23 protein-coding genes are annotated in these 22,141 nt (G+C 62.8%); 12 read left to right on the top strand and 11 right to left on the bottom strand.

The window, feature by feature from the left end; all coding sequences use genetic code 11:
• Positions 1–2 precede the first annotated feature (2 nt).
• Entirely contained in the window at positions 3–1,031 is a 1,029-nt protein-coding gene (locus AC6JAC_RS13300) for an amidohydrolase family protein (RefSeq protein WP_028270761.1), read from the bottom strand.
• A 143-nt stretch (positions 1,032–1,174) separates the two neighbouring features.
• Between AC6JAC_RS13300 and AC6JAC_RS13295 the strand changes: the two genes are divergently transcribed.
• Positions 1,175–2,080, top strand: coding sequence for a LysR family transcriptional regulator (locus AC6JAC_RS13295; RefSeq protein ID WP_028270760.1), 906 nt, complete (start codon positions 1,175–1,177; stop codon positions 2,078–2,080).
• 195 nt (positions 2,081–2,275) lie between these two features.
• Here the strand turns inward: AC6JAC_RS13295 and AC6JAC_RS13290 are convergent, their stop codons facing one another.
• On the bottom strand, positions 2,276–2,926 hold the full coding sequence (locus AC6JAC_RS13290; RefSeq protein ID WP_028270759.1) for a nucleotidyltransferase domain-containing protein: 651 nt from the start codon (positions 2,924–2,926) through the stop codon (positions 2,276–2,278).
• A gap of 683 nt (positions 2,927–3,609) precedes the next feature.
• A complete protein-coding gene (locus tag AC6JAC_RS13285; protein WP_028270758.1) occupies positions 3,610–4,227 on the bottom strand; it encodes a TetR/AcrR family transcriptional regulator in 618 nt (205 codons plus the stop codon).
• A 131-nt stretch (positions 4,228–4,358) separates the two neighbouring features.
• Here AC6JAC_RS13285 and AC6JAC_RS13280 point away from each other — a divergent pair, with 131 nt between their 5' ends.
• The 4 genes from AC6JAC_RS13280 to AC6JAC_RS13265 all read left to right on the top strand — a co-directional run bounded on the left by AC6JAC_RS13280 (position 4,359) and on the right by AC6JAC_RS13265 (position 7,625).
• Entirely contained in the window at positions 4,359–5,345 is a 987-nt protein-coding gene (locus tag AC6JAC_RS13280; RefSeq protein ID WP_454698403.1) for an aldo/keto reductase, read from the top strand.
• A 22-nt stretch (positions 5,346–5,367) separates the two neighbouring features.
• Positions 5,368–6,399, top strand: coding sequence for an aldo/keto reductase (locus AC6JAC_RS13275; RefSeq protein ID WP_028270756.1), 1,032 nt, complete (start codon positions 5,368–5,370; stop codon positions 6,397–6,399).
• A gap of 51 nt (positions 6,400–6,450) precedes the next feature.
• Entirely contained in the window at positions 6,451–6,852 is a 402-nt protein-coding gene (locus tag AC6JAC_RS13270) for a nuclear transport factor 2 family protein (RefSeq protein ID WP_028270755.1), read from the top strand.
• A gap of 356 nt (positions 6,853–7,208) precedes the next feature.
• The gene (locus AC6JAC_RS13265) at positions 7,209–7,625 is read left to right on the top strand and encodes a YybH family protein (protein ID WP_043438354.1); all 417 of its coding nucleotides are present in this window, start codon (positions 7,209–7,211) and stop codon (positions 7,623–7,625) included.
• A 76-nt stretch (positions 7,626–7,701) separates the two neighbouring features.
• Here the strand turns inward: AC6JAC_RS13265 and AC6JAC_RS13260 are convergent, their stop codons facing one another.
• A complete protein-coding gene (locus AC6JAC_RS13260) occupies positions 7,702–8,397 on the bottom strand; it encodes a hypothetical protein (RefSeq protein WP_028270753.1) in 696 nt (231 codons plus the stop codon).
• 689 nt (positions 8,398–9,086) lie between these two features.
• Here AC6JAC_RS13260 and AC6JAC_RS13255 point away from each other — a divergent pair.
• From AC6JAC_RS13255 to AC6JAC_RS13240, 4 genes are all read left to right on the top strand, one after another.
• A complete protein-coding gene (locus AC6JAC_RS13255) occupies positions 9,087–9,389 on the top strand; it encodes a hypothetical protein (RefSeq protein WP_497965012.1) in 303 nt (100 codons plus the stop codon).
• A gap of 1,519 nt (positions 9,390–10,908) precedes the next feature.
• Positions 10,909–11,664 carry a prolipoprotein diacylglyceryl transferase family protein gene (locus AC6JAC_RS13250; protein WP_028270750.1) on the top strand — a complete coding sequence of 252 codons (756 nt, stop codon included), beginning with the start codon at positions 10,909–10,911 and terminating at the stop codon, positions 11,662–11,664.
• A complete protein-coding gene (locus tag AC6JAC_RS13245) occupies positions 11,661–12,023 on the top strand; it encodes a hypothetical protein (protein ID WP_028270749.1) in 363 nt (120 codons plus the stop codon). Before AC6JAC_RS13250 ends, AC6JAC_RS13245 begins: the two co-directional genes overlap by 4 nt.
• A 29-nt stretch (positions 12,024–12,052) precedes the next feature.
• Positions 12,053–12,373 carry a hypothetical protein gene (locus AC6JAC_RS13240; protein ID WP_442853344.1) on the top strand — a complete coding sequence of 107 codons (321 nt, stop codon included), beginning with the start codon at positions 12,053–12,055 and terminating at the stop codon, positions 12,371–12,373.
• 525 nt (positions 12,374–12,898) lie between these two features.
• Here AC6JAC_RS13240 and AC6JAC_RS13235 read toward each other — a convergent pair.
• From AC6JAC_RS13235 to AC6JAC_RS13205, 7 genes are all read right to left on the bottom strand, one after another.
• A complete protein-coding gene (locus tag AC6JAC_RS13235; RefSeq protein WP_081818872.1) occupies positions 12,899–13,300 on the bottom strand; it encodes a DUF3040 domain-containing protein in 402 nt (133 codons plus the stop codon).
• Between the two features lie 215 nt (positions 13,301–13,515).
• Positions 13,516–14,961: a dihydrolipoyl dehydrogenase family protein gene (locus AC6JAC_RS13230; protein WP_028270747.1), complete on the bottom strand. Its 1,446-nt coding sequence runs from the start codon at positions 14,959–14,961 to the stop codon at positions 13,516–13,518.
• Complete coding sequence (locus AC6JAC_RS13225; RefSeq protein ID WP_331280049.1) at positions 14,958–15,635, bottom strand: VOC family protein; 678 nt, start codon at positions 15,633–15,635, stop codon at positions 14,958–14,960. The genes AC6JAC_RS13230 and AC6JAC_RS13225 overlap by 4 nt, the downstream gene beginning before the upstream one ends.
• A 43-nt stretch (positions 15,636–15,678) precedes the next feature.
• A complete protein-coding gene (locus AC6JAC_RS13220) occupies positions 15,679–16,407 on the bottom strand; it encodes a hypothetical protein (protein ID WP_028270745.1) in 729 nt (242 codons plus the stop codon).
• A gap of 135 nt (positions 16,408–16,542) precedes the next feature.
• On the bottom strand, positions 16,543–16,848 hold the full coding sequence (locus AC6JAC_RS13215; RefSeq protein WP_028270744.1) for a hypothetical protein: 306 nt from the start codon (positions 16,846–16,848) through the stop codon (positions 16,543–16,545).
• Positions 16,849–16,891: 43 nt separating this feature from the next.
• Complete coding sequence (locus tag AC6JAC_RS13210) at positions 16,892–17,734, bottom strand: alpha/beta fold hydrolase (RefSeq protein ID WP_028270743.1); 843 nt, start codon at positions 17,732–17,734, stop codon at positions 16,892–16,894.
• Between the two features lie 103 nt (positions 17,735–17,837).
• Positions 17,838–18,407, bottom strand: a complete 570-nt coding sequence (locus AC6JAC_RS13205; RefSeq protein ID WP_028270742.1) for a TetR/AcrR family transcriptional regulator — start codon at positions 18,405–18,407, stop codon at positions 17,838–17,840.
• A gap of 727 nt (positions 18,408–19,134) precedes the next feature.
• On the opposite strand from AC6JAC_RS13205, the gene AC6JAC_RS13200 reads away from it, so the two are divergent.
• The 3 genes from AC6JAC_RS13200 to AC6JAC_RS13190 all read left to right on the top strand — a co-directional run bounded on the left by AC6JAC_RS13200 (position 19,135) and on the right by AC6JAC_RS13190 (position 22,116).
• Positions 19,135–20,178, top strand: coding sequence for a LacI family DNA-binding transcriptional regulator (locus AC6JAC_RS13200; RefSeq protein ID WP_028270741.1), 1,044 nt, complete (start codon positions 19,135–19,137; stop codon positions 20,176–20,178).
• Between the two features lie 161 nt (positions 20,179–20,339).
• Positions 20,340–21,149 carry an ABC transporter permease gene (locus tag AC6JAC_RS13195; RefSeq protein WP_197024931.1) on the top strand — a complete coding sequence of 270 codons (810 nt, stop codon included), beginning with the start codon at positions 20,340–20,342 and terminating at the stop codon, positions 21,147–21,149.
• Positions 21,150–21,156: 7 nt separating this feature from the next.
• Positions 21,157–22,116: a carbohydrate ABC transporter permease gene (locus tag AC6JAC_RS13190; protein ID WP_081818871.1), complete on the top strand. Its 960-nt coding sequence runs from the start codon at positions 21,157–21,159 to the stop codon at positions 22,114–22,116.
• Positions 22,117–22,141: the final 25 nt, after the last annotated feature.

Genomic DNA, 22,141 nt, shown 5'->3' with positions numbered 1-22,141 from the left:
TTTCAGAGTCCGCGCGCATTAAGGGCGCGGTCAAGCCGTGGGTAGACACGGCGGGCGTTGGCTTCGAACACCTGCGCGCGCTGCGCGTCGTTCAGGTTCGTGGTGGCGTCGACGTACCGCTTGGTGTCGTCGAAGTAGTGTCCGCTGCGCGGGTCGACGTCGCGGACGGCGCCGATCATCTCGCTCGCGAAGAGGATGTTGTCGGTCGGGACGACCTTGGTGAGAAGGTCGATGCCCGGCTGGTGGTACACGCAGGTGTCGAAGAACACGTTGTTCAGCAGGTGCTCCTCGATTTCGGGCTTGCCCAGCGCCATTGCGAGCCCACGGAAGCGCCCCCAGTGGTAGGGAACGGCGCCGCCGCCGTGAGGGATCACGAGCTTCAAATCGGGGAAGTCGCGGAACAGGTCGCCCTGGAGCAGTTGCATGAACGCGGTGGTGTCGGCGTTGAGGTAGTGCGCTCCGGTCGTGTGGAAGGCAGGGTTGCACGACGTGCTGACGTGCACCATCGCCGGGATCTCGTATTCGACGAGTTTCTCGTATATCGGGTACCACGAGCGATCGGTCAGCGGCGGGGACGTCCAGTTGCCGCCGGACGGGTCGGGGTTCAGGTTCACGGTGACAGCGCCGAGTTCCTCGACGGCGCGAGTAAGCTCGGCAACGCTCGTCGCGGGATCAGCACCGGGGGACTGAGGGAGCATCGCCCCCACCAGGAAGCGTTCGGGGTAGAGCTCGCTGACGCGGGCGCACAAGTCGTTGCAGATCCGGGCCCAGGTCTCGCTCACAGCGAGGTCTCCGATGTGGTGCGCCATGAACGAGGCACGAGGGCTGAAGACTGTGACGTCGCTGCCGCGCTCGTTCATGAGCTTGAGCTGGTTGGCCTCGATGGTCTCACGGACATCGTCATCGCTGATGCGCAGGGTCGCAGGGTCAGGAGCGTCCGCGCGTCCTTCAGTGAATGCGATCTGCAGATCACGCCAGGCTCCGAGCCGTGTTGGAGCTGTGGTGTAGTGGCCGTGGATGTCGATAATCACGCGTGTCGTCCTTGTCACTAAGTGTTAGCGGTGCGAGTAGCTGCACTTCGTTGGATCAGTGCTGCCCCAAATCGACTCTAGGGGTGTTCGCCACTGTGGTCCAATAGATATGCAAAGACAAAGCCATTGATATCATCTATGGCATGACGTTCACCGACCTCAACCAGCTCCGGACATTCGTCACGCTCTACGAGCTGCGCAGCGTCACGGGCGCCGCCAGGCGCCTACACGTGACACAGCCCACGGTCAGCTATTCCCTGAAGCGGCTCAGGGAGCGGTTCGGCGACGAGCTGTTCCGTCGCGAAGGGAACGACATGGTGCCGACCGCGAAGGCGACGCAGTTGTTTGGGCCCCTGCACAACGCCCTGGCACAGATAGACGCGACCGTCATGGGATCGGACGTGTTCGAACCGACCGGATTCAGCGGCGAACTCGTCCTCGGACTCACCTCGATCGGTGAACAGACGTTCCTCCCACCGATCATGACCGCCCTCGGGCGGGTCGGCGCCGATCCGCGGATACAGGTAGAACGGCTCGATTCGGACGAGGTTGAGAGCGCGCTAATCCGCGGCACCATCGATCTGGCACTTACCGTGTCGCGGATCGCCACACCGCGGCTGTGGAGGACGCACGTTCGTTCGGTCGAATACGTGGCGCTGTCGTCAGGGTCGCATCCACTGCCAGGGACCGGGCCTGACATGTTCGAGGGGAGGCGCTTTGTGCGGGTTTCCGCCCGTGGCGGGCATGTCTATCCCGTTCAGGCGCTGACCGAACACGACTTGATGTCCCAGGTCGTGCTGACCATGGAGGAATACGGCACCGTGCCTGCCGTGCTCGAGGCGACAGATCTGGTCGTCCTGCTGCCTCGACATGTAGCGGGGGTGTTCTGCGGCTGGTTCCCCCGCCTTCGCATCGCCGAGCTGCCCTGGCCCGCGCAGAGCACACCGGTGGAGTTGTATACGCGGCGCGAGGCCAGCCTCTCGCAGGCGCAGCGATGGTTCCGCTCGCTGGTGCTTGATGCGGTTGCGGCGGATGAATACAGGTCGTAGTCGCTACACTCTGCGGGCGTCTCAAGCTTGGACGGCCCCCTCATGCCGCATCGGTTCGGCCGTAGAGGTCGGTGGGGACGGTGCGACCCGGCGTCGCCACTCGCTCTTGAGAATCGGTTGGATCTTAGGCCAACTCATCGACGCTGCGCGGGCAGAGCAAGTCAGGGCTCCCAATGCCGAGAGCTCAAGCGGAGACTAGCGTTTCGTCCTGTTCCAGCTGGCCTTACCCGGAGCGAACGGGCTACGCACGTGGATCGACCACGACGAGTGCGGGTGGATCGTCAGAATCGCGTGCTCCCACCAGGCGCGGGCTTCGTCTGAGAGCTCCGGTAGCACCGCATCCTTGTCGGCGTCGTCTTCCGGGCGGGGACGCAGCGCCTTCCAGACCAGCTGCACCTCGGGCGCCCCGGTCGGGATCCCGTCGACGTCGATCACGGCACGATCCCACGGCAGCTGCAGGCGTGGGTCTCGACGGTAGACCCAGACGCGATCCGTGCCGTCCTCGACGTCGATCTGCAGTACCCATGCGCCCGTCGCGTCGTCGTGGATACGGACCGGCTGCAGATCGGCATCCATATCGGCCTTTGCCCAGGGGATCACGTCGTCGCCGGACGGAACCCAAGCGCTAAACGGCGCCGGAATGTCATGCACCAGCCGGGGCAGGTCGGCAGCCGTCGTGCTGACATCGGTATTGTGGTGCTCGCGAATGCTCGTGCCGAGCCAGTGGTCGAGTGCCACCCCTCCGGACAGCCACCAACGCGCCGAAGAGGGTCCAAGCAGCTTCGCCACGACTCGTGGGGGCAGGGGTTCCCAGCGCGTCGCGAGGGTGGGTGCGGATGATGCCATGAACCAAGGCTACCCGTGCGCGGCGGTGGTTTGTCGAAATGGCAATGGGATCGCCCCCCGGTGGTACGTCTTCCACTGGCCCAATAACACCCCGGCCGAACGGGCCAAGCTCACCGAAGTGGAGATCAAGGGTCCGAGTTCGGATCCTGTGATGTACTGGTTCGCTGCGAGTCGAGTATTCGGACGTTGGAGCCTAGCGGGGAGCCCAAACCCGAAATGGCACCACTGACCGCAACCACGAACCCATGCACATGTAGTAGACGCAGGAAAATCGACGCAGATCCATGCGCGGTCCCGCCGCTGGCCGACAGAAACCTCCTCGGCAGGTAACGAATGCCCTTCAGGCCCTCCCCCTGCCATCTTCAGACGCCGATAACCGGCCATATTTTCGACGGCCAGTTGAGGGATACGCCGGTAGTGTCAGGGTTGAATCCGAGACTACTCCAGCCATTGTCAGAACAGCAGAATCGGGCCCAATTCTGACGCCTAGTACACCCCAACCTGACGTCAGTTAGGTGTGTATTCCAACTTTGTTTGATCTTCCGGCGGGCAACGCCTCCGAGGGAGGCTGATCGTTGGGTGAGGAGGGCAGCCAGCCCTGATTCTTCAGTCTTCTCGAGACTGAATGACGGTCGGTGGCGTGGCTCGCTCGCACCTCTCGGCGCCCATCTTAGTGCTGGGCATCAATTGCCTCCCCAGGCAGCGATGGCGCGCTCGACATAAGTCGAGACGCTGGAGCGTATGTCGGTTCCGGGGTTGAGGAGCCACTGTAGACCGATGCCGTCCATCATGGCGGTGAGTAGCCGTACCTCGACCTCGATCTGCGCAGGGGAGAGGGGGGCGATATCCCCGGCCTCGACGGCTTCGCGCAAATGCGCGGCGAGGGTAGCCAGATTCGTGGCGTAGCGCTGGGTGATGAATGCGTGACCGGGGTGGGCCGGGTTGGACGCCTCGGCTGCGATGGTCGTGAATAGCTCGAGCAGCCCGCGGTAGTTCTGGTGGGCGGCCATGACATCTGGCAGCCGCCGGAAGTAGTCCAGTCCGCTGACGTCGGTGAGACCGTTCTCTACGGTCCGCCGGTCCCATTCCTCCAGCACGGCTGTAAGCAGGCCTTCCTTGCTGCCGAAGTGCTGGATCAGCGTTGCGTGGTTGACCCCTGCCTGCTCGGCGATGGTGCGGATGGAGCCGCCGGCGAAACCGTATTCGCCGAAGACGTCCATGGCGATGCCGACGAGCTGCTCGCGCCGGCGGATCCCTGTCCGGTAGGGGCCCCGTGTTCTGGTCTGCGCGCTTTCTTGCATGTCACTACTTTCTCATGACCATTGCCGAAATATAACCATTCGGTTAGTGTTTAAGTTCGAACACGCCCGTAGCCGCACGGGACGTCCCGACTGACCGCTGCACGTGTCAGCCCAGTCGCGAAGACTCGCAGATGGGAATCCTTGAGATGAAGTACTCCGTTCTCGGCCCGACCGGCGTGCGTGTGTCCCGCATCTGCGTGGGCACTGCGACCTTCGGCGTGGCACCGAGCGCACACGAAGCTGATGGAGTCGTGGGAGCAGCCCTGGATCTGGGCATCAACTTCTTCGACACCGCTGACGTGTACGGTTCGACCCCGACGTTCGACCGGCCCGGGGCCCCGCCCGCCTCAGAGCGCGAGTCCGCCGAGGAGATCCTCGGCCGTTCCCTAGCCGGCCGGCGGGATGAGGTGGTGCTGGCCACGAAGTCGGGGGAGCGGAGGTTCGATCCGGATGCCGGTCTTTCGCGCCGGTACATCATTCAGCAGGTCGAGCAGAGCCTGCGTCGGCTGCGTACTGACCGTATCGACCTCTATTACGCGCATTTCCCGGATCCGAACACGCCGCTGGAGCAGACACTTGCCGTCTACGACGATCTGATCCGTCAGGGGAAGCTGCGTTACGTCTCGCTGTCCAACTATCCGGCGTGGCAGGTGACCGAGTCGCTGTGGATCGCCGATGACCGTCGGCTGGTGTCCGCTCCCGTGGCCGCGCAGGTGATGTACAGCCTCCTGGACCGAAGCGCCGAGAAAGAGTTGACCGCCGCGTGCGTGCGGTTCGGTCTGTCGATCATTCCGTATGCGCCGCTGCACGGTGGCCTGTTGGCCGACCTGTCGGTCCTGGACCGTGAGATCGCCGGGGGCAAGCGCTACGGCGGCCCCGGCTTTACTGCGTCCGAGATCGCGGTCGCCCGCAAGCTCGACCGGCTGGCCCGCGAGTGGGGACTGGGGATGCAGCAGGTCTCGCTGGCCTGGCTGCTGTCCCGTCCGGCTGTGGCATCGGTGATCGTGGGAGCCGAGACCGTCGAGGAACTCCGCGCCAACGCCGCCGCAGCAGATGTCGAGCTCACCCAGGAACAGCTGGATGCGGTCTCGGCGCTGACTGCCGGGACCAGGCCCTGACCGGAAGATACGAGGAACTCTGATGAAGTACTCACTCCTTGGCCAGACCGGTGTCAGGGTCTCGCGGATTGCGCTGGGCACCGCCACCTTCGGGGTCGCCCCGAGCGCGGACGACGCCGACCGGGTCGTCGGTGCTGCGCTGGATCTTGGCATCAACTTCGTCGATACGGCCGACGTGTACGGCAACATGCCCGTATTCGACCGGCCTGGAGCCAAACCTGCCGCGGAGCGCGAACCTGCCGAGCAGATCCTCGGGCGTGCCCTGCGCGGACGCCGTGACAAGGTGGTGATCGCCACCAAGTCCAACGGCATCGTCGGGCTCGGGGTCAATGACCGGGGGCTGTCACGCCGGCACATCATCACCCAGGTCGAGGAGAGTCTGCGTCGCATGCAGACCGACTACATCGATCTCTACTACGCCCACGACATCGACCCGGACACCCAGCCGGAGCAGACGCTGGCGGTCTACGACGACCTGGTCCGGCAAGGCAAGATCCGGTACGTCGGGCTATGCAACCATCCGGCTTGGCAGGTCACCCGCGCGCTGTGGATCGCTGATGACCGCCGTCTGCAGGCTCCCGTCGCCACACAGGTGAAGTACAACCTCATCGACCGGGCCGCCGAGCGGGAGCTCGCACCGGCGTGCGAGCAGTTCGGCCTGTCGATCATTCCCTACGCCCCGCTGCATGGCGGACTTCTCGCCGACCTGGCGGTCCTGGACCGTGAAGTCTCCGGCGACGAACGATTCGGCGCACCGGGGTTCACCGCGGCGGAGATCTCCTTGGCCCGCGAGGTGGATCGACTCAGCCGCGAATGGAGCTTGCGCCCGTACCAGGTAGCCCTGGCCTGGCTGCTGTCCCGCCCCGCCGTCGCCTCGGTGATCGTGGGGCCGGAGACTGTCGATGAGCTTCGCGCGAACGCCACCGCCGCGGACCTCGTGCTCGCGCCGGCCCAGTTGGATGCCCTGACGGCTTTGGCTATCGAACCACCGGCCTTCCACCATCGCGCCGGGGACGGGCCGCTCAAGCCGACCACCGCAGATTCGATCGTCTAATCCGACATTTCTTCGAACCTTTCATGACCACCAAACAGTAAGGAACCAACCATGTCCCGCGCCGATCAGAGCACCGCCGACTTCCTCACCGAATACTTCGCAGTCATGGAGAAGAAGGATTACGCACGTCTCGCCGGCTACTACGCCGACGACATCACCCTCACCTTCGCCAACGCACCGACCGTCAAGGGCAAGGATGTCGTGCTGGCGCAGATGGCTGCGATCGGCGGCAAGGTTGAATCTCTTGCCCACCCGTTGATCAACGTCTGGCAGGAAGAAAACGGCGTGGTCGTATTTGAGATCGACAGCGCCTGGCGGTTCCTGGACGGCGTCGAAGTAACAATCAGGGCATGCTCGATCTTCACCATGAATAACGGGAAGTTCACCGATCAGCGCATCTACGTCGACAACAGCCCCATCAACTCCTACCTGGGGGGCACCGGGAGTCACTGACATGAAACACGGTCAGGAAGCAGTCCTCGAGTACGTCCGTGCGCAGGTTTCGGGTGTGGTCTTGGAATCTGGCCCCTGATCCGTTCCTGGGCGTTGTTGTCACGGAGAAGGTCACACTGCTTGGCATCATTATTGATGGTCCACAATGGCGCCAGCCCCGGGGACGTTTCCCGCCTTCTGTGACAGGTTATCTGCTGCATTCATCTGCCGTAAGTCTTACCGAGGTGTAGGTTGAGCAATTTATGAATTCTGTAACTTGGTCGGGCTGCTTTGTCGCTTCCGTATCGTGACGGGCGCGAGCCCGGGGCGTATGATTCGGTTCTCGGAACGCCGCAAGCAGTCAGAAGGTGGAAACAATGGAGCTTGACGAGGTCGTCGGCCGGTTTCATCAAACGATGAATGCGTTCGCTAAAGGAGACCCGGAACCCGCGAAGGCCATTTTCTCCCACGGCGAGGATGGGTCGCTTGCGAATCCCTGGGGTCCTCCGGTCGTGGGCTGGGATCGGGTGTCCAAGGCCCTCGATTCAGCCGCTGCCCGGTTCGAGGATGGACGTGTCACTGCTGTGGATTCCCTCACGAGGCACGTCACTTCCGATCTCGCCGTCTTCCTCGATATAGAACATTGGCAAGCCAAGCTTGGAGGAGGCGACGAAGTATCGCAGTTTGATTTGCGTGTAACGAGCGTCTACCGCCCCGAGGGTGACACGTGGGCACTGGTGCATCGCCATGCCGACCCTGTCATCACAGCGCGCCCCCCGGACGCTGTCCTATAGCGCACCGGACTCATGCCGTCCGTTCCACTCGTGGGCTCAAAAGGGGATCAGACCTGCTGGCTCCGTATTCTGGAGGTCAAGCCATCGGCGCATGATGCCGTGACTCCATGGACTGAACGACTTTTATCTGGGCAGCTGACTTGTTCGTCGAAGTGTTGTTTCGATTCCTTGAATCCGCCTCTCGCGGGGGTAGGGGGGGAGTCGTCCGGTTGAGCAGCCAACAACCAGAGGCATCAGAGTCCGCGTTCGCCGCGCCCGCGATGAATCCGACGACTCCGGCGCCGGGCCCGAACACGGTCCGCCTCATGGCGAGACCCAGCATAACGGCAGCCCCAGCGAGCAGGAGGCTGACAGCGTGCGTGCCACCTGCATAGAGGGAGACCACTAGAGCGGCGAGAGCCGGATCCTCCAAAGCGATGCCGAAGACGGGAAAGACCAATCTCCCGTGCACTATAAGCAGGACGAAGTTGACCGGAATGACAGCCGCGAATACGCCGCAGCCGAAGTCCACCCACGGCCTGTCGGGTCCTCTGAGGCCGCGATACAACGCAATCACAGCCGGGACCAGCAGGACAGTGGCCGCGAAAAACGTCTCATCGACCCAGACCAGCGTCAACTCGTGCGAGGAGCGCCAGACTTGAATTTCCTGGCCTGTGGAGGGAGGGTCGCCGGCGATCGATTCAAGGACTGACTTGGCTAGGAACATTGCTCCGGCGAGCAAGAGGGAGAAGCCGCCGAACCGGTGGTCTGTCAGGGCCCGTTTGTCATGCATGCTAAACCTGACTATCGGGTATCCATGACGCGGACGCCGCGCGGTCAGGCTGCAGGCGGGTGTCATGCTCCGGTGCACACTGAACGCGGCCCAATGTTCCCTGCCTCTCAGAGAGTCTTCCCGTCGGCGCGAAATTTACTGGCCCATCTTTCAGCGTAGCGAGGGCCGCTGGACGCCTGAAGGGACATAAGTCCTGACCTGGGTGGCGACCGGCAAATGTCTCTGTTCCTCAAGCGTTGCACTTCGGCTAGAAGAATTTGTCGAGCACGGTCCTGATGCCAGGAGCAGCTCCATTTTCGGCCCCCAGACGGGCTATTGCGCTAAAGAACCCAGCCATGGTTGCGCGCCGAAAAGCGCGGGCCTTGTCGCCCTCGACTTCGGCCGGGATGGAGGCCCTGACCTTGACAAAGCCGGCGTCGCCCTGCAAACGCCATCTGTGTAACGCAGGCAGTCAGCCCCTGCCCAACGGGTCCTGCTCAAGAAACACGGAACTCCGCTTTAGGCTGTCCTTGGCCGTGCGAAAATATCCACCGTGACGCCTGGCTGGCAGGCAAGTCGCAGGACTGTAAGGAAGCATGATGACTCAAGCAAAGGGGCGTCGGGCCAGGGCGGGATCTATGCCGGTTGACCCGAGCAGATTCGTCCTCATCGACCGGCCAAGTAACTCATCGCTCCGGCGAGCGGTAATCGTGGGATGGCTCCTCTCGATAGGAGCGGGAGCCACCATTGCATCCTGTGCCGTGCTCCCGTTCAACCCGGAGGTGCAGAGCCTCTACCTGATTGCTGCCATCATCGGCGCTGCCGTGGGCAGCGTTATTTATGTACGGACGAACCTGCGCGACGGGAGGCGCCGGCGCGAAGACTTTGTCCGGTCAGGCGGCGACCCGACCGATATGAGCGACATGATGTTCGGCATGATGCGCGGGAAACGGTCCGAGGAAGGCAAATGGGTAGTCCCCGAGCAAGGTTCCGGCGACTATCAGGGCATCTAACTTCCACGCAGGGGAGGCCTTTTGGGACGGGGACTTACCGGGACCGAGAATCGAAGTCGAGGTAACCATGGATATGAAACCGGAAGTCGGCCAACCCGATGCGGGACCCTGGCAAGCCCAGTCATTGAAAGGCTTGGTGCGGCGGTTACTGCCGGCAGCAGGACAACGTCCGGACCGCCCCTGGATTGTAGCGGTAGATGGAAGGAGCGGGTCAGGCAAGACGACCCTGGTCGATCGTCTACTGGCTCAAGTGCCCGACTCAGCTGCTGTGCACACGGACGAGGTAGCGTGGCATCTCTCCTTTTTTGACTGGGCCGATGAACTCCGTGCCGGTGTCCTCGAACCCCTTCTCAAAGGCGAGGCAATTTATTACCGTCCGCCGGGCTGGGTGGCCCGGGAACGTCCAGGTGCCATAGCTCTACCCGCCGGGCGTCCCGTGGTGTGGGTTGAAGGGAGCGGGTCATCACGCCAAGCGCTCTCCGACCTCATTGACCGTTCCATCTGGGTGCAGTGCGACAACCTTGAAGCCCGGCGTCGCCTCCTGGCACGTGATGGCCAGGAAGAAGGAGACCTGCACAGGGAGTGGGAAGAACAGGAAATTCCCTTCCTTCTCGAAGACCGGCCCTGGGAGCGCGCTACAGTGATCGTGGCCGGAAGGCCGACCCTGCAGCACGATCCGAAAACCCAAGTAGTAACCGCTCAGCCGACACCAGCATGCACGGAGATCACCTAACCCACTGCCAACTCCGCCCTCCACTCAAGTGGCCAGGGGCCGCGCATTAGGCAGGGCAGTGGCGTGACCTCGGAGGTGCAGTGCGTAGAGGGGAACGATGAGCGCACCCTCGTGCTCGAACTGTCTGGCGGGAACACGCAGGTGGTCGTCGCCGAACCGGCGGCGTGAAAGGACGGTGCGCGCCGGATCGCAGGACAAGTGCTGACGGAGCAGGAACGGGTGGATCTGTTAGGAGCTCGGCCGTACTCCCCGGCATGCCGCGATTAGCCGCAGGGTCATTGGCCTTTCGGGGCACCCCGAAGACTCCGAGACCGCCCTCGTCGACGAAGGCCTAGACGTGGCAGAGCCGGACCGATGGGCCATCGCCAGATGGCTTAAGAAGATGTCCCCCCAGCCCGGCCTTGGGGGCGGCCGGGTTTGGCGGGACGGTTCACCCCTTATCAGAGCGCACTCTCGCTTTGTGCGGGACCCGGGCCGGCGCTCAGCAGCTGGGGGAACGGTTAGCAGGCAACGAATACGGCAGCTTCCGGACACTAAGGGCATGCCGAACAGATCGTCTATGCCGGCGGCGCGGTATTGACCTGCAGCTTGGTCAGGCCGGGCTGTGAGCATGACGAGAGGGCAGCGCTGGATTCCTGATACGGCGGCCCACTTCCCGCCCATCAAAATCGGGCGACTCGTAATCAAGTGATCACGTCGGGACGGGGGTCGCCCACTGGCACCAGCTGGTGGGCCAGCGTTCACCGTGTACCGGAGGCCAGCAATGGGCACTGCTACACTCTGCTCATGATCGGGCTTCCCTTCGCGGGAGACGGGGTGGTGCACGCCGCCGTGTTAGGGCTGGGAATCCGTGCAGCCCTGCTGTTCCATGCATATGAGAAGCTCCGGCGCGGCTTGTCCGACCCGCGGCTGTGGCCCATTGCCGGTTTCGCTGTCGCCTTTGGGGCCATCCGCTCCAGGGTCCTCAAGTGGGATGTTTCCCGGCAGGTCTCCTCGGCGGACTGGTGGGGCAACGGCGACCGCAGCATCCTCACGGGCCTGGTGGGTGCGTGCGGTGTCCATTTGGGTAAACGGCTGACAGGCTACCGTGAATCCATAGGGGATTTGCTTCCTCCGGCGGTCGCCTTGGCGATGGTCCTCGGACGGGTCGGCTGTCTCCTCACGGAACTGCCTGGCACTCCGACCGGGGGAGCATGGGGGATAGCGCGCACTCCCGGGCAGGCTGCGACGGTGGGCGGACCGCCCGGGGTAGGATTCCAGCCGTCCATTGCCTATGAAATTGTGTTCCACATGGCCGCGTTCGAGCTGATGTGGCGATTTCGTGACCGCCTGCCCCGTCCTGGCGACCTCTTCATCTGCTACGTGACTTCCTACGCCTTCTTCCGGTTCGGTGTCGAATTCGTCTGCGGCAACGAGGTGCTCTGGCTGGGGATGAGCCGTCCGCAGTGGTTCCTTCTGGGGATTTTCCTCGTGCTGTTCTGGCGGATGCCGCGGGTCTTCGGGAAATCACTCCGCCCCAAGTTGGAAGGAAGAGTGGCATGAGCGATGACAACCCCGAAGAGGCTTGGAGCCCACTGCCACCGCCCCGAGAAGAGGAACCGCCCCCGGAACCGAGACGTGGCTCCATACTGCTCGGAATCTTGTTGGGGACTACTGCCCTTTATGCCCTATATTTCGGGACAACCAGGGGCATCGCTCCGGATGAGGGCTATAAGACCTTCCTCGCCGGGCCTGCAGCGTTAATACCAATCGGCGCCTATCTGGCGATAGCCGGTGCCCTGGCAATCCGGCCACGCACCTCCCGATGGGGTGCGGGGCTGTTGATTGGTCTGGGAGTCTTCATTCTGCTCGGCGGCGGCATCTGTGTCATGGCCCTCTCGCAGATGAGTAGGAGGATATGAATCCGTCACCGTACTTTTCCCGGTAGGCGCTGCCCGGCACCGGCCAGCCGCTGCGCGGTGACCGCATCCACAGGTCTGTCACTGCGTTTTGCCCCCGCTGCCACGAGACCAACCCGCCGCTCGCCCAGGCGCGGCGCCTGTCCGGGGTACTGCTCATCCGGGATGATCGCGTGTGGCTCGAACGCGGCTGCCCCGACCACGGCCTGGTGCGCACCCTCTACGACGAATCGCCGGAAATCCTGCGCTACCTGGAGCAATGGCAGGCGCCCACCAAACAGCCTGCATCCTGCTGCAGGACATCATCGAGCACTGCAATCTGCGCTGCCCCAGTTCCGGGGCCCACATGTTGAAGGCAACCATATCGCTCGGTTGCCCGTTGCCGGCTTGGCCGCACCCACGACGGCTGCCGGATTACAGTGCCGGAGAAGGCCCCGTCACCGTGCGGTTAACCGGACAGGTTCTATGGGAGTTCGACGGTCGCGCAAACGAGCCTAAATCCGGCCATGAAGTGCCCCGGCACTCTGCCCGGATCAGGGACCGGCTGGAAGACACTTCTTTGGTTGTTTCACTCTGGAAGGAGATAGTGCTTTTCCGGTGGTCCGCAGACACATCGTGCCTTTCGTATCCGAGGTGATCGTTCATTTCCGCTTTCAGTGCGGTCTCCGGAACGTTCTTCGTGAGCCGGTTCAACAGCCCGTCAGTGCCGGCGAAGTCGGTGCTCTGCTCCCTGGGCCAGGACCTTGCGCTAGCTCTTGCTGATACACGTCAGTCGCCATGGGATCCAAGGTGTCGCCCATGATCAGTTCTCCCCTCCAAGCAACGCCCGGCGTGTCAGGCCACCTTGGATCCACCGCTATTCAGGCAGTCCTAGCCAGCTAGACCCACCAGAACATCAGGGCCCACCACGCGGCGTTGTTAGTGGCGTCCTTCGGTTCTTCCTTCGGTGTTGTTGCCGTGCTGTCTCGTGTTGTCTCCGTCTTCTTCGAGGCCGGCGCTTGTTTTGGGAACAGCTTCCTGGTCGCCAGGTAGAGTCCGGTGACCATGACTGCAAAGCCGGTCAGGCCGATGGTGAGGTTGGCCACGGGGTTCGGGAGTGCGAGTCCGAAGAGTAGAAGGGTGATGCCGGCAACCGTCGTGAGTACTCCGCCGACGATGAGGCGGATGGAAGAGGTGGGGCCCGGGGCGGTTTCTATTGTGTGGGCAAATTGGGGGTCGTCTTCCTTGAATTGTTTCTCCAGTTGCTCCAGCATTTGTTGTTCTCGTTCAGTGAGTGCCATCAGGCGGTCCTGCCCTGGGCGCGTGTCGGGGCTGTGGATGACTTTCCAAGGGCGTGGGACCGTGGGGCGGCGAGCCGGCGACTACGGGTTCTGTTTGATTGGCGGTTAGTCATGGGGGTCTTCTCTCTCGCGTTCTTCGTGTTCTGTGCGGCCAGGTCGGGATAGCTGATGTAGCGGGGGATTTTCCCGGTACCGGGAGCGGGGGTTGGAGGGGTTTACGCTGATGGCTGTTGGGCTGGTCGGCCGTAGGTCTCCAGGAGGCGGAGCCATATCTCGCTCACTGTTGGGTAGGCGGGGACAGCGTGCCAGAGCCGGTTCAGAGGGACCTCGGAAACGATGGCGATGGTTGCTGCGTGCAGCAGTTCGCTGACATCGGGGCCTACGAAGGTCATGCCGAGGATGACCTTTCGTGCTTCATCGACGACCATTCGGGCGGTGCCCTTGTAGCCCTCGGCGTGTAACCCGGCACCGGCGACGTGGCCGATTTCGTAGTCGACAACCCGTATGTCGTAACCGGCTCTAGCCGCCGCCTGGGCAGTAAGACCTACGGAGGCGATCTCGGGGTCTGTGAATGTGACCTGTGGTACCGCGGCATGGTCAGCTGTTGCCACGTGGCGTCCCCAGGGGGCGTCCATCACGTCCGCCCCGGTTGCCCTCGCGGCGGTGACGTCCCCGGCCGCGCGTGCCTGGTATTTTCCTTGGTGGGTGAGCAGCGCGCGGTTTGTCACATCGCCGGCGGCGTACAGCCAGTCAAGGCCGGGAACCTGCAGGGTGTCATCGGTTTCTATCCAGTCGCCTGGTTTGAGACCAACGGTGTCGAGGCCGATATCCCGGGTGTTTGGTGTGCGTCCGGTTGCGATGAGCACTTCCTGGGCTGTGATGGTCTGGCCGTCACTGGTTTCGATGGTGACGCCGGTGCTGCCGCGGTGGACGCTGCTGGTTTTGGTATCGAGGAGCAGAGTCACTCCCTGCTCACGGAGGGCCGCGGCAACCAGTTCTCCAGCGAACGGTTCCATGCCGGAAAGGAGACCGCTGCGGGCAATCAGGGTCACTGTGGTCCCGAACCCCGCGAAAGCTGTCGCGATTTCCGTCGCGACTACGCCGCCGCCGATGATGGCGAGGCTTGCCGGGACCGTTTTGATGCTGGTGGCTTCCCTGCTGGTCCAGGGCCGGGCGGCGTCCAGTCCCTCGATGTCCGGTAGGAATGCGGCTGAACCCGTGGCCACGGCGACGGCGTGCCGGGCGGTGAGTTCCGTCGTCGAGCCGTCCGCGGCGGTGACGGTGACCTTTTTGGTGCCGGTGATCCGGCCATGCCCGCGGATCAGCCCAATCCCGGCGCTGTTGAGCCATTGGACCTGTCCGGCGTCGGACCAGTTGCTGGTGTAGTAGTCCCGCCGTGCCAGCACAGCTTCGACGTTCAGCTGTCCGGTAATGGCTTCGGCCGCGCCGGGAAGCTGCCGGGCTGCGCGCAGTGCCTGAGCGGAACGCAGCAGTGCCTTTGAGGGCATGCAGGCCCAGTAGGAGCACTCTCCGCCGACGAGTTCGTTCTCTACGATGAGGGCGGTGAGGCCGCCCTGGACGGCGCGGTCGGCGATGTTTTCACCGACTGCACCTCCGCCGAGGATGATCAGGTCGTACTCTGCGGTACTGGCCGCGCTCATCGTCCGGGCGCCCGGGTGAGGACTTCCTGAAGGAACCAGCCGTTGCCGTCCGGGTCGCTGAAGGAGGCGAAGGAGCCGTAGTCGGCCCGGTCGGGGGAGGGGCCGCTGACGCGGTTTCGTCCGCCGGGCCTGTGGAAGAGCCCGTCGGCGTCGTGCCAGACTTCGCTGATGTCGATCCCGCGGGTGTGCAGGTCTGCCTGCGCGGCGATGATGTCTTTCACGATCAGGTGAAGGTTCTGGACCGAGCCTGGTGTTGAGTCGGTGACGCCTGTGCCGAAGATGATCGACATCTCCGAGCCCGGAGGGGTGAGTTGGATGATTCGCAGTTCGTCGCTGATGTTGAAGTCGGCGTCGAGGCGGAAACCGGCCTTCTCGTAGAAGTCTTTGGCCCGGTCGACGTCTGTGACGGGGAGGACGAGGACTTCGAGCTTGAGCTCCAGGGCGGTGGTTCCTGCGGCCTGCGCTTGGGCTGTTGTGGCTTGCGTGCTGCCGTTTCCGCCGGGCCCGTTGAGGCTGTAGCCGGCGTCGGCCAGTGTCCGGGTCATGTGGTCCGCGTACCAGCTGGGCCATTCGGCGTCGTGGACGCCGCCGAGGATGTCGGCTTCGTAGACGCCGTGGTCGGTGGCGGCGTGGTCGAGGGCGTTCTTCAGGATTTCCGTGGCGGGGATGGACATTTGGTGCTCCTTGGTGGGTTGTTGTCTTGCGGGTGGGTGGGTGTCAGTTGGCGGGTCGGAGGTCGTGGAGGTCCAGGAGGATGGCGGCGAAGCTGTGGATGGCGTTGTTGTCCTTGTCGCGGAGCAGGACCCGGCGGCGGGTGGGAGCTGTCAGCCCCTGGAAGTCTTTGTGCTCGGAGGTGTAATGGGCGACTTCCGCCCAGCCATTGACTTCGACGTCGTAGTCCATCCGCCGCTGCAGTCCGGTTTCGGAGTCGAAGTAGTAGGTCTGGACTGTGCTGTGGCTGTGGATGGAGTCCGGGAAGGTCACCTCGAGCCGCCGCCACGTCTCGCCGTCTTCGTCCCAGGGATCGATTTCACGGGTCTGGACTCCGGGGAGCGTGAAGAGCAACGGTTCTGCGAGATAGGTCCAGGTGGCGTAGGAAATGAAGTAGCCCATCTGGGTCGGTGACCACTGGGTGTCGCCCTGGTAGTCGGCCATGCTGCGGCGGGGCTCCGAAAGGCTGTCCACAACTGTGCCCGCACCATCGGTGATGGTGACCAGGTCCCGGACGGCGTCAAAGTGCAGGGTCCGTCCTGGCCCGAAGGGCGTGATGCTGATCCGCTGCCGGGCGAGGTCCGCTGTCACGGTTACATCACCGAGCAGGTCCGGCTGGCCTTTGAAGGGCCAGAAGACGCCGTGGACGCGGACCTTCGCCGAGACACTTGGGGCTCCTTCCCAGGGCTGTGCGCTGCCGTGCTTGGCCAAGACAAATTCAAGGAGGTCGTTCATGGTCTTCTCTTTCGTGGTTTTTCTGCGTGACGTAGTGCTGGAGGGGGATGGGCAGCTGGGATCAAGTCGAGGTCGACGTGTGCTGCCAGCCGCCCGGACACCGGTATCAGAGTGGGATCCGGGGAAAGGGCGGTGTTAGTGGGCGTCGAGTTTGGAGAACAGGCCGGTGAAGGTTCCGCCGGCGGCCGAGAGTTTTTCGAAGAATGCGCCGGCTTGAGGTGTGGCGACGGCCCGGGAGGCTGATTCGTAGTTGGGGAAGTAGAGGTCCAAAGTCCGGTGCGCCGGTGTTGGTGTGCAATCCTCCTTGGGCCAGACTTTGGCCGACTCGACCCGGATTAGTTCCGGCAGGTCCTTGGCCAGGGTCAGGAGTGCGGGGACGTGGTGCTCGAAGCTTTCCGGCGTCTTGGGGTTGTTGATGATGAGGGTGATTTTTGTCTGCATTCTTTTGTCCTGGTGGTTGGGAGTGGGTTGGAAAAAGGAGGGGTTAGTTCTTTGCGAGGAATGCCAGGACTTCAGCGGCGAATTCGTGCGGGTACTGGAAGAGGAATCCGTGGTTGGCGTTCGGGTAGATGCTGAGTTCGGCGTGGGGGATGTGGCCGGCCAGAAGATAGGAGTTGGGGGTGGGCACCATGAGGTCGTTGTCGCCGTTTGCCACAAGGGTGGGGGCTTTGATGGAGGCCAGACGGGTCAGTTTGGCTGGATCCTGGATGCCCCATTCGATGATCGCGGCGGCTTGTGCGTCCCGGGCTGCCAGGGAAACGTCGGCGTCCCGGCCCTCGGTACGGGTAAAGATGCGGCTGATGAATTCTTCGCCCCTGACTCTGCTTTCGGTCGATGAGTTGAAGAAGAGGAAGTGGATGTCGCCGGCGTCCTGCACATCCTTCAGGGCGTGTGCCCTTGGTTCATCTGTCCAGCCGTGCATGTCGCGTCCGCCTTCGGGGCCGGTGCCGGCGAGGATGATGCGGCGGACCAGGTGTGGGCGCTGCAGGGCGACCTCCTGGGCCACGAAGCCGCCGATGGAGAAGCCAAACAGGTCGACCTCGTCCAGGCCGAGGGCGTCGATGAAGCTCAGCGCATCGCGGCCGAACTCCTTGAACGTGGCAGGTGTCGCGCCATTGGAGAGTGCCACTCCGCTGGCATCGAACAGGATGACTTCCCGCTCGGCGGCGATGCTGTCAACAAGAGCAGGATCCCAGCTGTCGAGATTGCCGCGGAAATGCTGGAAAAACACGATGGGTGTGGTTCCGGTTTTGCCGAAGCGGCGGTAAGCGTACGTTGTAGCGTTGCTTCCCCTGATGGCGAGGTTGGGGGTTGTGTACTGGGACATGGAAGAGCCTTTCGAATTTGCAGTAGACCGGTCGTCTAGTGATGGAGCAGAAAGTGTGGTGAAAGGGGAGGAAAAGAGCTTGGCGTCAGGGTGGGGCCTGCGCCTAGGCCAGGATGTCGGAATAGACGGTTTCCAGGAACCCGTCGAGCGGCGTCCGTGAACGGGTCAGTTTGGAGCGTGCGACGGCGCCTTCGAAGCTGGCGATGATGAAGCCGGCGAGCCGCTGCGGATCGCTGCGATTGGCGATCTCCCCTTCAGTTTGTGCTGCAGCGATGGCCGCCGCAAGCTTGTCTGTCCAGAGTTCCAGGGACTGTTCGACTACCGCTGTGACGGCCGCGCTCTGGGATGGCATTTCGTTGGAGAAGTTGCCCAATAGGCAGCCTCGCTGGAAGTTCTCGGCTTCCGCCATTTTGGTGATGTAGGACAGATGTGCCCGGATCCTTCCCAGGGGAGATGCCTGCGCCGTCTCGAGCAGCTCATACTTGATGGTTGCCTCGTAGAGCCGCACAGTTTCAACAGCGAGGGCTTCTTTGCTTTCGAAAAAGTGATAGAAGGAGCCCTTGGGAACTCCGGCCGCTCTGGTGATGTCCAGGACGCCGGTTGCCGAATAGCCGTTTGCGTGGAAGAGATCCAGTGCGGTGCTGGCAATTCGTTCCTTGGTGTCCGTGCTCATCTCTTGTCCTTTGCTCGGGGTGATTACTCGAGAATAGACCGGTCGTCTAGTAAATGCAATACCCCTCCTGAAGATTTGCAAGGATTGGGCCTGGTGAAACAGATGAGGACCGGATGGGCCGGGGGCGGGTCGGATCTACTTCCCGGCATGTTTCCTTTGGGGGCATTGGCCCCGGCGGATTCCTAGGTGTTCTGCCCGGCGTCCTGCGGGTGGACCTTTTGCCCCCGCCCGGTGGGCAAATGAGCCAGATTCCAGTCAGCCGCGAGAATTGGGTGATGCCTGCTCCCGGCTCGCGAGGTCGTGGATGAGTGGCGGAAGGAGTTGCCCTTGTTCCGCTTTGCAGGTTTCGTCCGCGAAGACTGCTGCAGCCGCGGTGGCTTCGTCGATTCATCGAACCTGTTCCGGAAGCTTAGGGGAGTGCGGCACAGGGCCGCCGGGCTAATCCGCGTCGCGTGCTGCGCGGCCCGGGCCCCGCCCGCGGCCCGCCTTTGTCCCCGCGGGCCGTGGGCGGGCACGCAGGGCTGATCTTTGGACCACCTGATGCAGCGCCCGTGCGTGTCTAAAGCCGGGGTCTCCGGCCTGTGCAGAGCAGCGGAATAAGCCTGACTGTCTGCCGGCCCCCTGCCCGCTGTCGCTGCAGGTGTTGACGGCTGATGTGATGGGCGATACAGTTCATCGGGAGTTATACGAATAACTCACAAATTATCTAAGGCCCAGGGAGGTACCCATGGCTGGATCGCGGCCGAAGTCTGGACCGACGATGCATGATGTCGCGGCTGCTGCCGGGGTTTCGCAGGCGACAGTGTCGTTGGTGTTGAATTCGGCTTCCGGGTCGCGCTTCTCCGAGGACACCCGCCGGCGGGTTCGCGAGGCTGTGGATCGGCTGGGGTACCGCACCAACGCACACGCCAAGGTTCTCCGCGACGGGGTGGCCGGCATGATCGGCTTCATTGGCGACACCGTAGCCACCACTCCCTTCGCTGGGGCCATTATCGAAGGGGCGCAGCAGCGGGCCTGGGAAGACGGGCTCCTCCTGCTGGCAGTGAACACTGGCGGCGACAAGGAGCTCGAGGCCGCATCCCTGGATGCCATGCTTTCCTACAAGGTAGCCGGGGTGGTTTACGCCGCCATGTATCACCGGGTGCTGGATGTCCCGGAGGCTCTGGCGGGTGTGAAGTCGGTGGTGCTGAACTCCCAGGACCGGGCGGGGCGATTCCCGAGCGTCGCCCCCGACGAAGTAAAGGGCGGTTACGCAGCAACTCGCCGGCTGCTGGCGGCCGGGCATTCCAAAATCGGGCTGATCAACATCGAGACCTTGGAAAGCGGGCTGCCTGCTGCTGTCGGCCGTTATGAGGGCTACGCCAAGGCCCTTCGGGAGTCGGGCCTGGACGTGGACCCGGATCTGGTGCGCTTCGGTGGGGGCGGCGAGGAAGACGGGTACCGGTACGCGATGGAGCTGCTGACCGGTACCAAGCAGCCAACCGCAATTTTCTGCGCCAACGACCGTGGCGCCTGGGGCGCCTATCAAGCGGTTTCGGATTTAGGTCTGTCCATCCCTCGGGACGTCTCTATTGTGGGTTTCGATAATCAGGCAACGCTGGCACCATTCCTGAGGCCGGGCCTGACCACGTTTGAGCTGCCATTCGTCGCCATGGGCCGGCGCGCGGTGGAACTTATTCTCCAGGACGCGGAACCCGATGGCCGGGTCGAGCTAATGGACTGCCCTCTGATTGAACGTAACTCAGTGACCCATCCTAAGGAGATGCCATGAGCCGCACCATCCCGGCCCGACGCGGGCGTCCGTCCGCGGCATTGTCGCCGCAACGAAAAATTTCTGTTTCGCTTCGTCTGAAGAGGATTTTTCGGGCGTGGCAGTTATACGTATTACTAGCCCCGTCCCTCATCTATATCGCGGTTTTCAAATACTGGCCGATGTACGGCGTGCAGATCGCCTTCAAGAACTACAGCCCCGCTGCCGGGTTCACGGACAGCCCTTGGGTGGGTCTGACGCACTTCGTCCGGTTCGTGAATTCGTACCAGTTCGGCCAGGTTCTCGGAAACACGCTGTGGATTGCGGTACTTGGCCTGCTGGTGGCTTTTCCGATCCCGATCATCCTGGCGTTGCTGGTAAACCAGCTCCAGAGTGAGAGGTTCAAGAAGTTCACCCAGACGGTGCTCTATTCCCCGGCATTCATCTCCACCGTGGTGGTGGTGGGCATCATGTTCGTGGTCCTGTCCCCGAGGTCGGGGCTGCTGAACAACGCCATCCAGTTGGCCGGCGGCGAGCCGATCTTCTTTATGGGTTCCGCGGAGTGGTTCCGTCCCATCTACGTCATCTCCGACGTCTGGCAGAACGCCGGATTCTCCATGATCGTGTATCTGGCTGCCCTGGCGGCCATCGATCCTGCGCTGCACGACGCGGCAAAGGTCGACGGCGCCTCGAAGCTGCAACGCGTCCGGCATATCGACTTACCGGGCATCATGCCGGTGGTAACGATCCTGTTCATCCTTGCCATCGGAAACCTGCTCAACGTCGGATTCGAGAAGGCACTGCTGATGCAGACCCCGCTGAACCTCTCGAGCTCGGAGATCATCCAGACCTACGTCTATCACGCGGGTCTGCAGCAGGCCCAGTTCAGCTATTCGGCCGCCATCGGCCTGTTCAACTCCATCCTCAACCTGGCGCTGCTGCTCTTCTTCAACACGGTGGCGCGCCGGGCCAACCAAGCGACCCTGTGGTGATGCCAAAATGTCCCTGACAACCAACCCCCGTACTACCGGCAGCCCCGCACGGGCCGTCATCCAACACCGCCCCCGGCAGACGCTGAGGGACAAGTATGGAGACCGTGTCTTCAACGTCACCGCCACGGCAGTGCTGCTGCTGTCGATCCTGGCCGTGGTCTACCCTCTTTACTTCATCGTCATCGCCTCGGTCAGCGATCCTAACGCTATCTACGAGGGCAAGGTCTGGCTGTTTCCCTCGGGCGTGACGCTTGAGGGATACCAGCGGATATTCGCGGACAGCCGGATCTGGAACGGCCTGGGCAACACCCTCATCTACACCGTCCTGGGGACCGTCATCAGCGTGACCACGATCCTGTGCGGCGCCTATGCACTGTCCCGCAAGGACATGCCGGGTCGGAAAATCCTGATGCTTCTGTTCGTCATCACCATGTTTTTCGACGGCGGCCTCATCACCAAGTACCTGGTCGTTCGGGACCTGGGCATGCTGAATACCGTCTGGGCCGTGGTCCTTCCCGGTGCGGTCGGGGTCTGGAACCTGATCATCGCCCGCTCCTTCTTTGAACACACCATCCCGAATGAACTCCGTGAAGCGGCCCAGATGGACGGCGCCACGGACTTCAAGTTTTTCTTCAAGATGGTCCTGCCGCTGTCCAAGCCCCTGATCATGCTCATGGTCATGGTTCATGTCGTGGCCCAGTGGAACTCGTTTTTCGACGCCCTGATTTTCCTTAATGATGACTCCAAATACCCGCTGCAGCTTGTGCTGCGCAACATCTTGATCCAATCCGATGTTTCATCCACCGGCACCACCGGGGGAGACATCCAGTCCTATGCGGCAGCGCAAAGGATCGCGGAGCTCACCAAGTACGCCATGATCGTCGTCTCGAGCCTGCCGCTGATGATTGCCCTGCCATTCATGCAGAAGCACTTCACCAAGGGCGCCATGATCGGCGCCGTCAAATAGGGACCCTCCCCTCGCACCACCGGTC

The sequence above is a fragment of the Arthrobacter sp. KUASC02 genome (assembly GCF_059739395.1).
Note: the sequence above shows the minus strand (reverse complement) of the source record. Positions and strands in the feature narration are given on the sequence as shown.

Coding starts and splice junctions, on each gene's coding strand:
- AC6JAC_RS13295 (WP_028270760.1), top strand. CDS start 1,175: ATGACGTTCACCGACCTCAACCAGCTCCGGACATTCGTCACGCTCTAC.
- AC6JAC_RS13290 (WP_028270759.1), bottom strand. CDS start 2,926: ATGGCATCATCCGCACCCACCCTCGCGACGCGCTGGGAACCCCTGCCC.
- AC6JAC_RS13285 (WP_028270758.1), bottom strand. CDS start 4,227: ATGCAAGAAAGCGCGCAGACCAGAACACGGGGCCCCTACCGGACAGGG.
- AC6JAC_RS13280 (WP_454698403.1), top strand. CDS start 4,359: ATGGGAATCCTTGAGATGAAGTACTCCGTTCTCGGCCCGACCGGCGTG.
- AC6JAC_RS13275 (WP_028270756.1), top strand. CDS start 5,368: ATGAAGTACTCACTCCTTGGCCAGACCGGTGTCAGGGTCTCGCGGATT.
- AC6JAC_RS13270 (WP_028270755.1), top strand. CDS start 6,451: ATGTCCCGCGCCGATCAGAGCACCGCCGACTTCCTCACCGAATACTTC.
- AC6JAC_RS13265 (WP_043438354.1), top strand. CDS start 7,209: ATGGAGCTTGACGAGGTCGTCGGCCGGTTTCATCAAACGATGAATGCG.
- AC6JAC_RS13260 (WP_028270753.1), bottom strand. CDS start 8,397: ATGCATGACAAACGGGCCCTGACAGACCACCGGTTCGGCGGCTTCTCC.
- AC6JAC_RS13250 (WP_028270750.1), top strand. CDS start 10,909: ATGATCGGGCTTCCCTTCGCGGGAGACGGGGTGGTGCACGCCGCCGTG.
- AC6JAC_RS13245 (WP_028270749.1), top strand. CDS start 11,661: ATGAGCGATGACAACCCCGAAGAGGCTTGGAGCCCACTGCCACCGCCC.
- AC6JAC_RS13235 (WP_081818872.1), bottom strand. CDS start 13,300: ATGGCACTCACTGAACGAGAACAACAAATGCTGGAGCAACTGGAGAAA.
- AC6JAC_RS13230 (WP_028270747.1), bottom strand. CDS start 14,961: ATGAGCGCGGCCAGTACCGCAGAGTACGACCTGATCATCCTCGGCGGA.
- AC6JAC_RS13225 (WP_331280049.1), bottom strand. CDS start 15,635: ATGTCCATCCCCGCCACGGAAATCCTGAAGAACGCCCTCGACCACGCC.
- AC6JAC_RS13220 (WP_028270745.1), bottom strand. CDS start 16,407: ATGAACGACCTCCTTGAATTTGTCTTGGCCAAGCACGGCAGCGCACAG.
- AC6JAC_RS13215 (WP_028270744.1), bottom strand. CDS start 16,848: ATGCAGACAAAAATCACCCTCATCATCAACAACCCCAAGACGCCGGAA.
- AC6JAC_RS13210 (WP_028270743.1), bottom strand. CDS start 17,734: ATGTCCCAGTACACAACCCCCAACCTCGCCATCAGGGGAAGCAACGCT.
- AC6JAC_RS13205 (WP_028270742.1), bottom strand. CDS start 18,407: ATGAGCACGGACACCAAGGAACGAATTGCCAGCACCGCACTGGATCTC.
- AC6JAC_RS13200 (WP_028270741.1), top strand. CDS start 19,135: ATGGCTGGATCGCGGCCGAAGTCTGGACCGACGATGCATGATGTCGCG.
- AC6JAC_RS13195 (WP_197024931.1), top strand. CDS start 20,340: ATGTACGGCGTGCAGATCGCCTTCAAGAACTACAGCCCCGCTGCCGGG.
- AC6JAC_RS13190 (WP_081818871.1), top strand. CDS start 21,157: ATGTCCCTGACAACCAACCCCCGTACTACCGGCAGCCCCGCACGGGCC.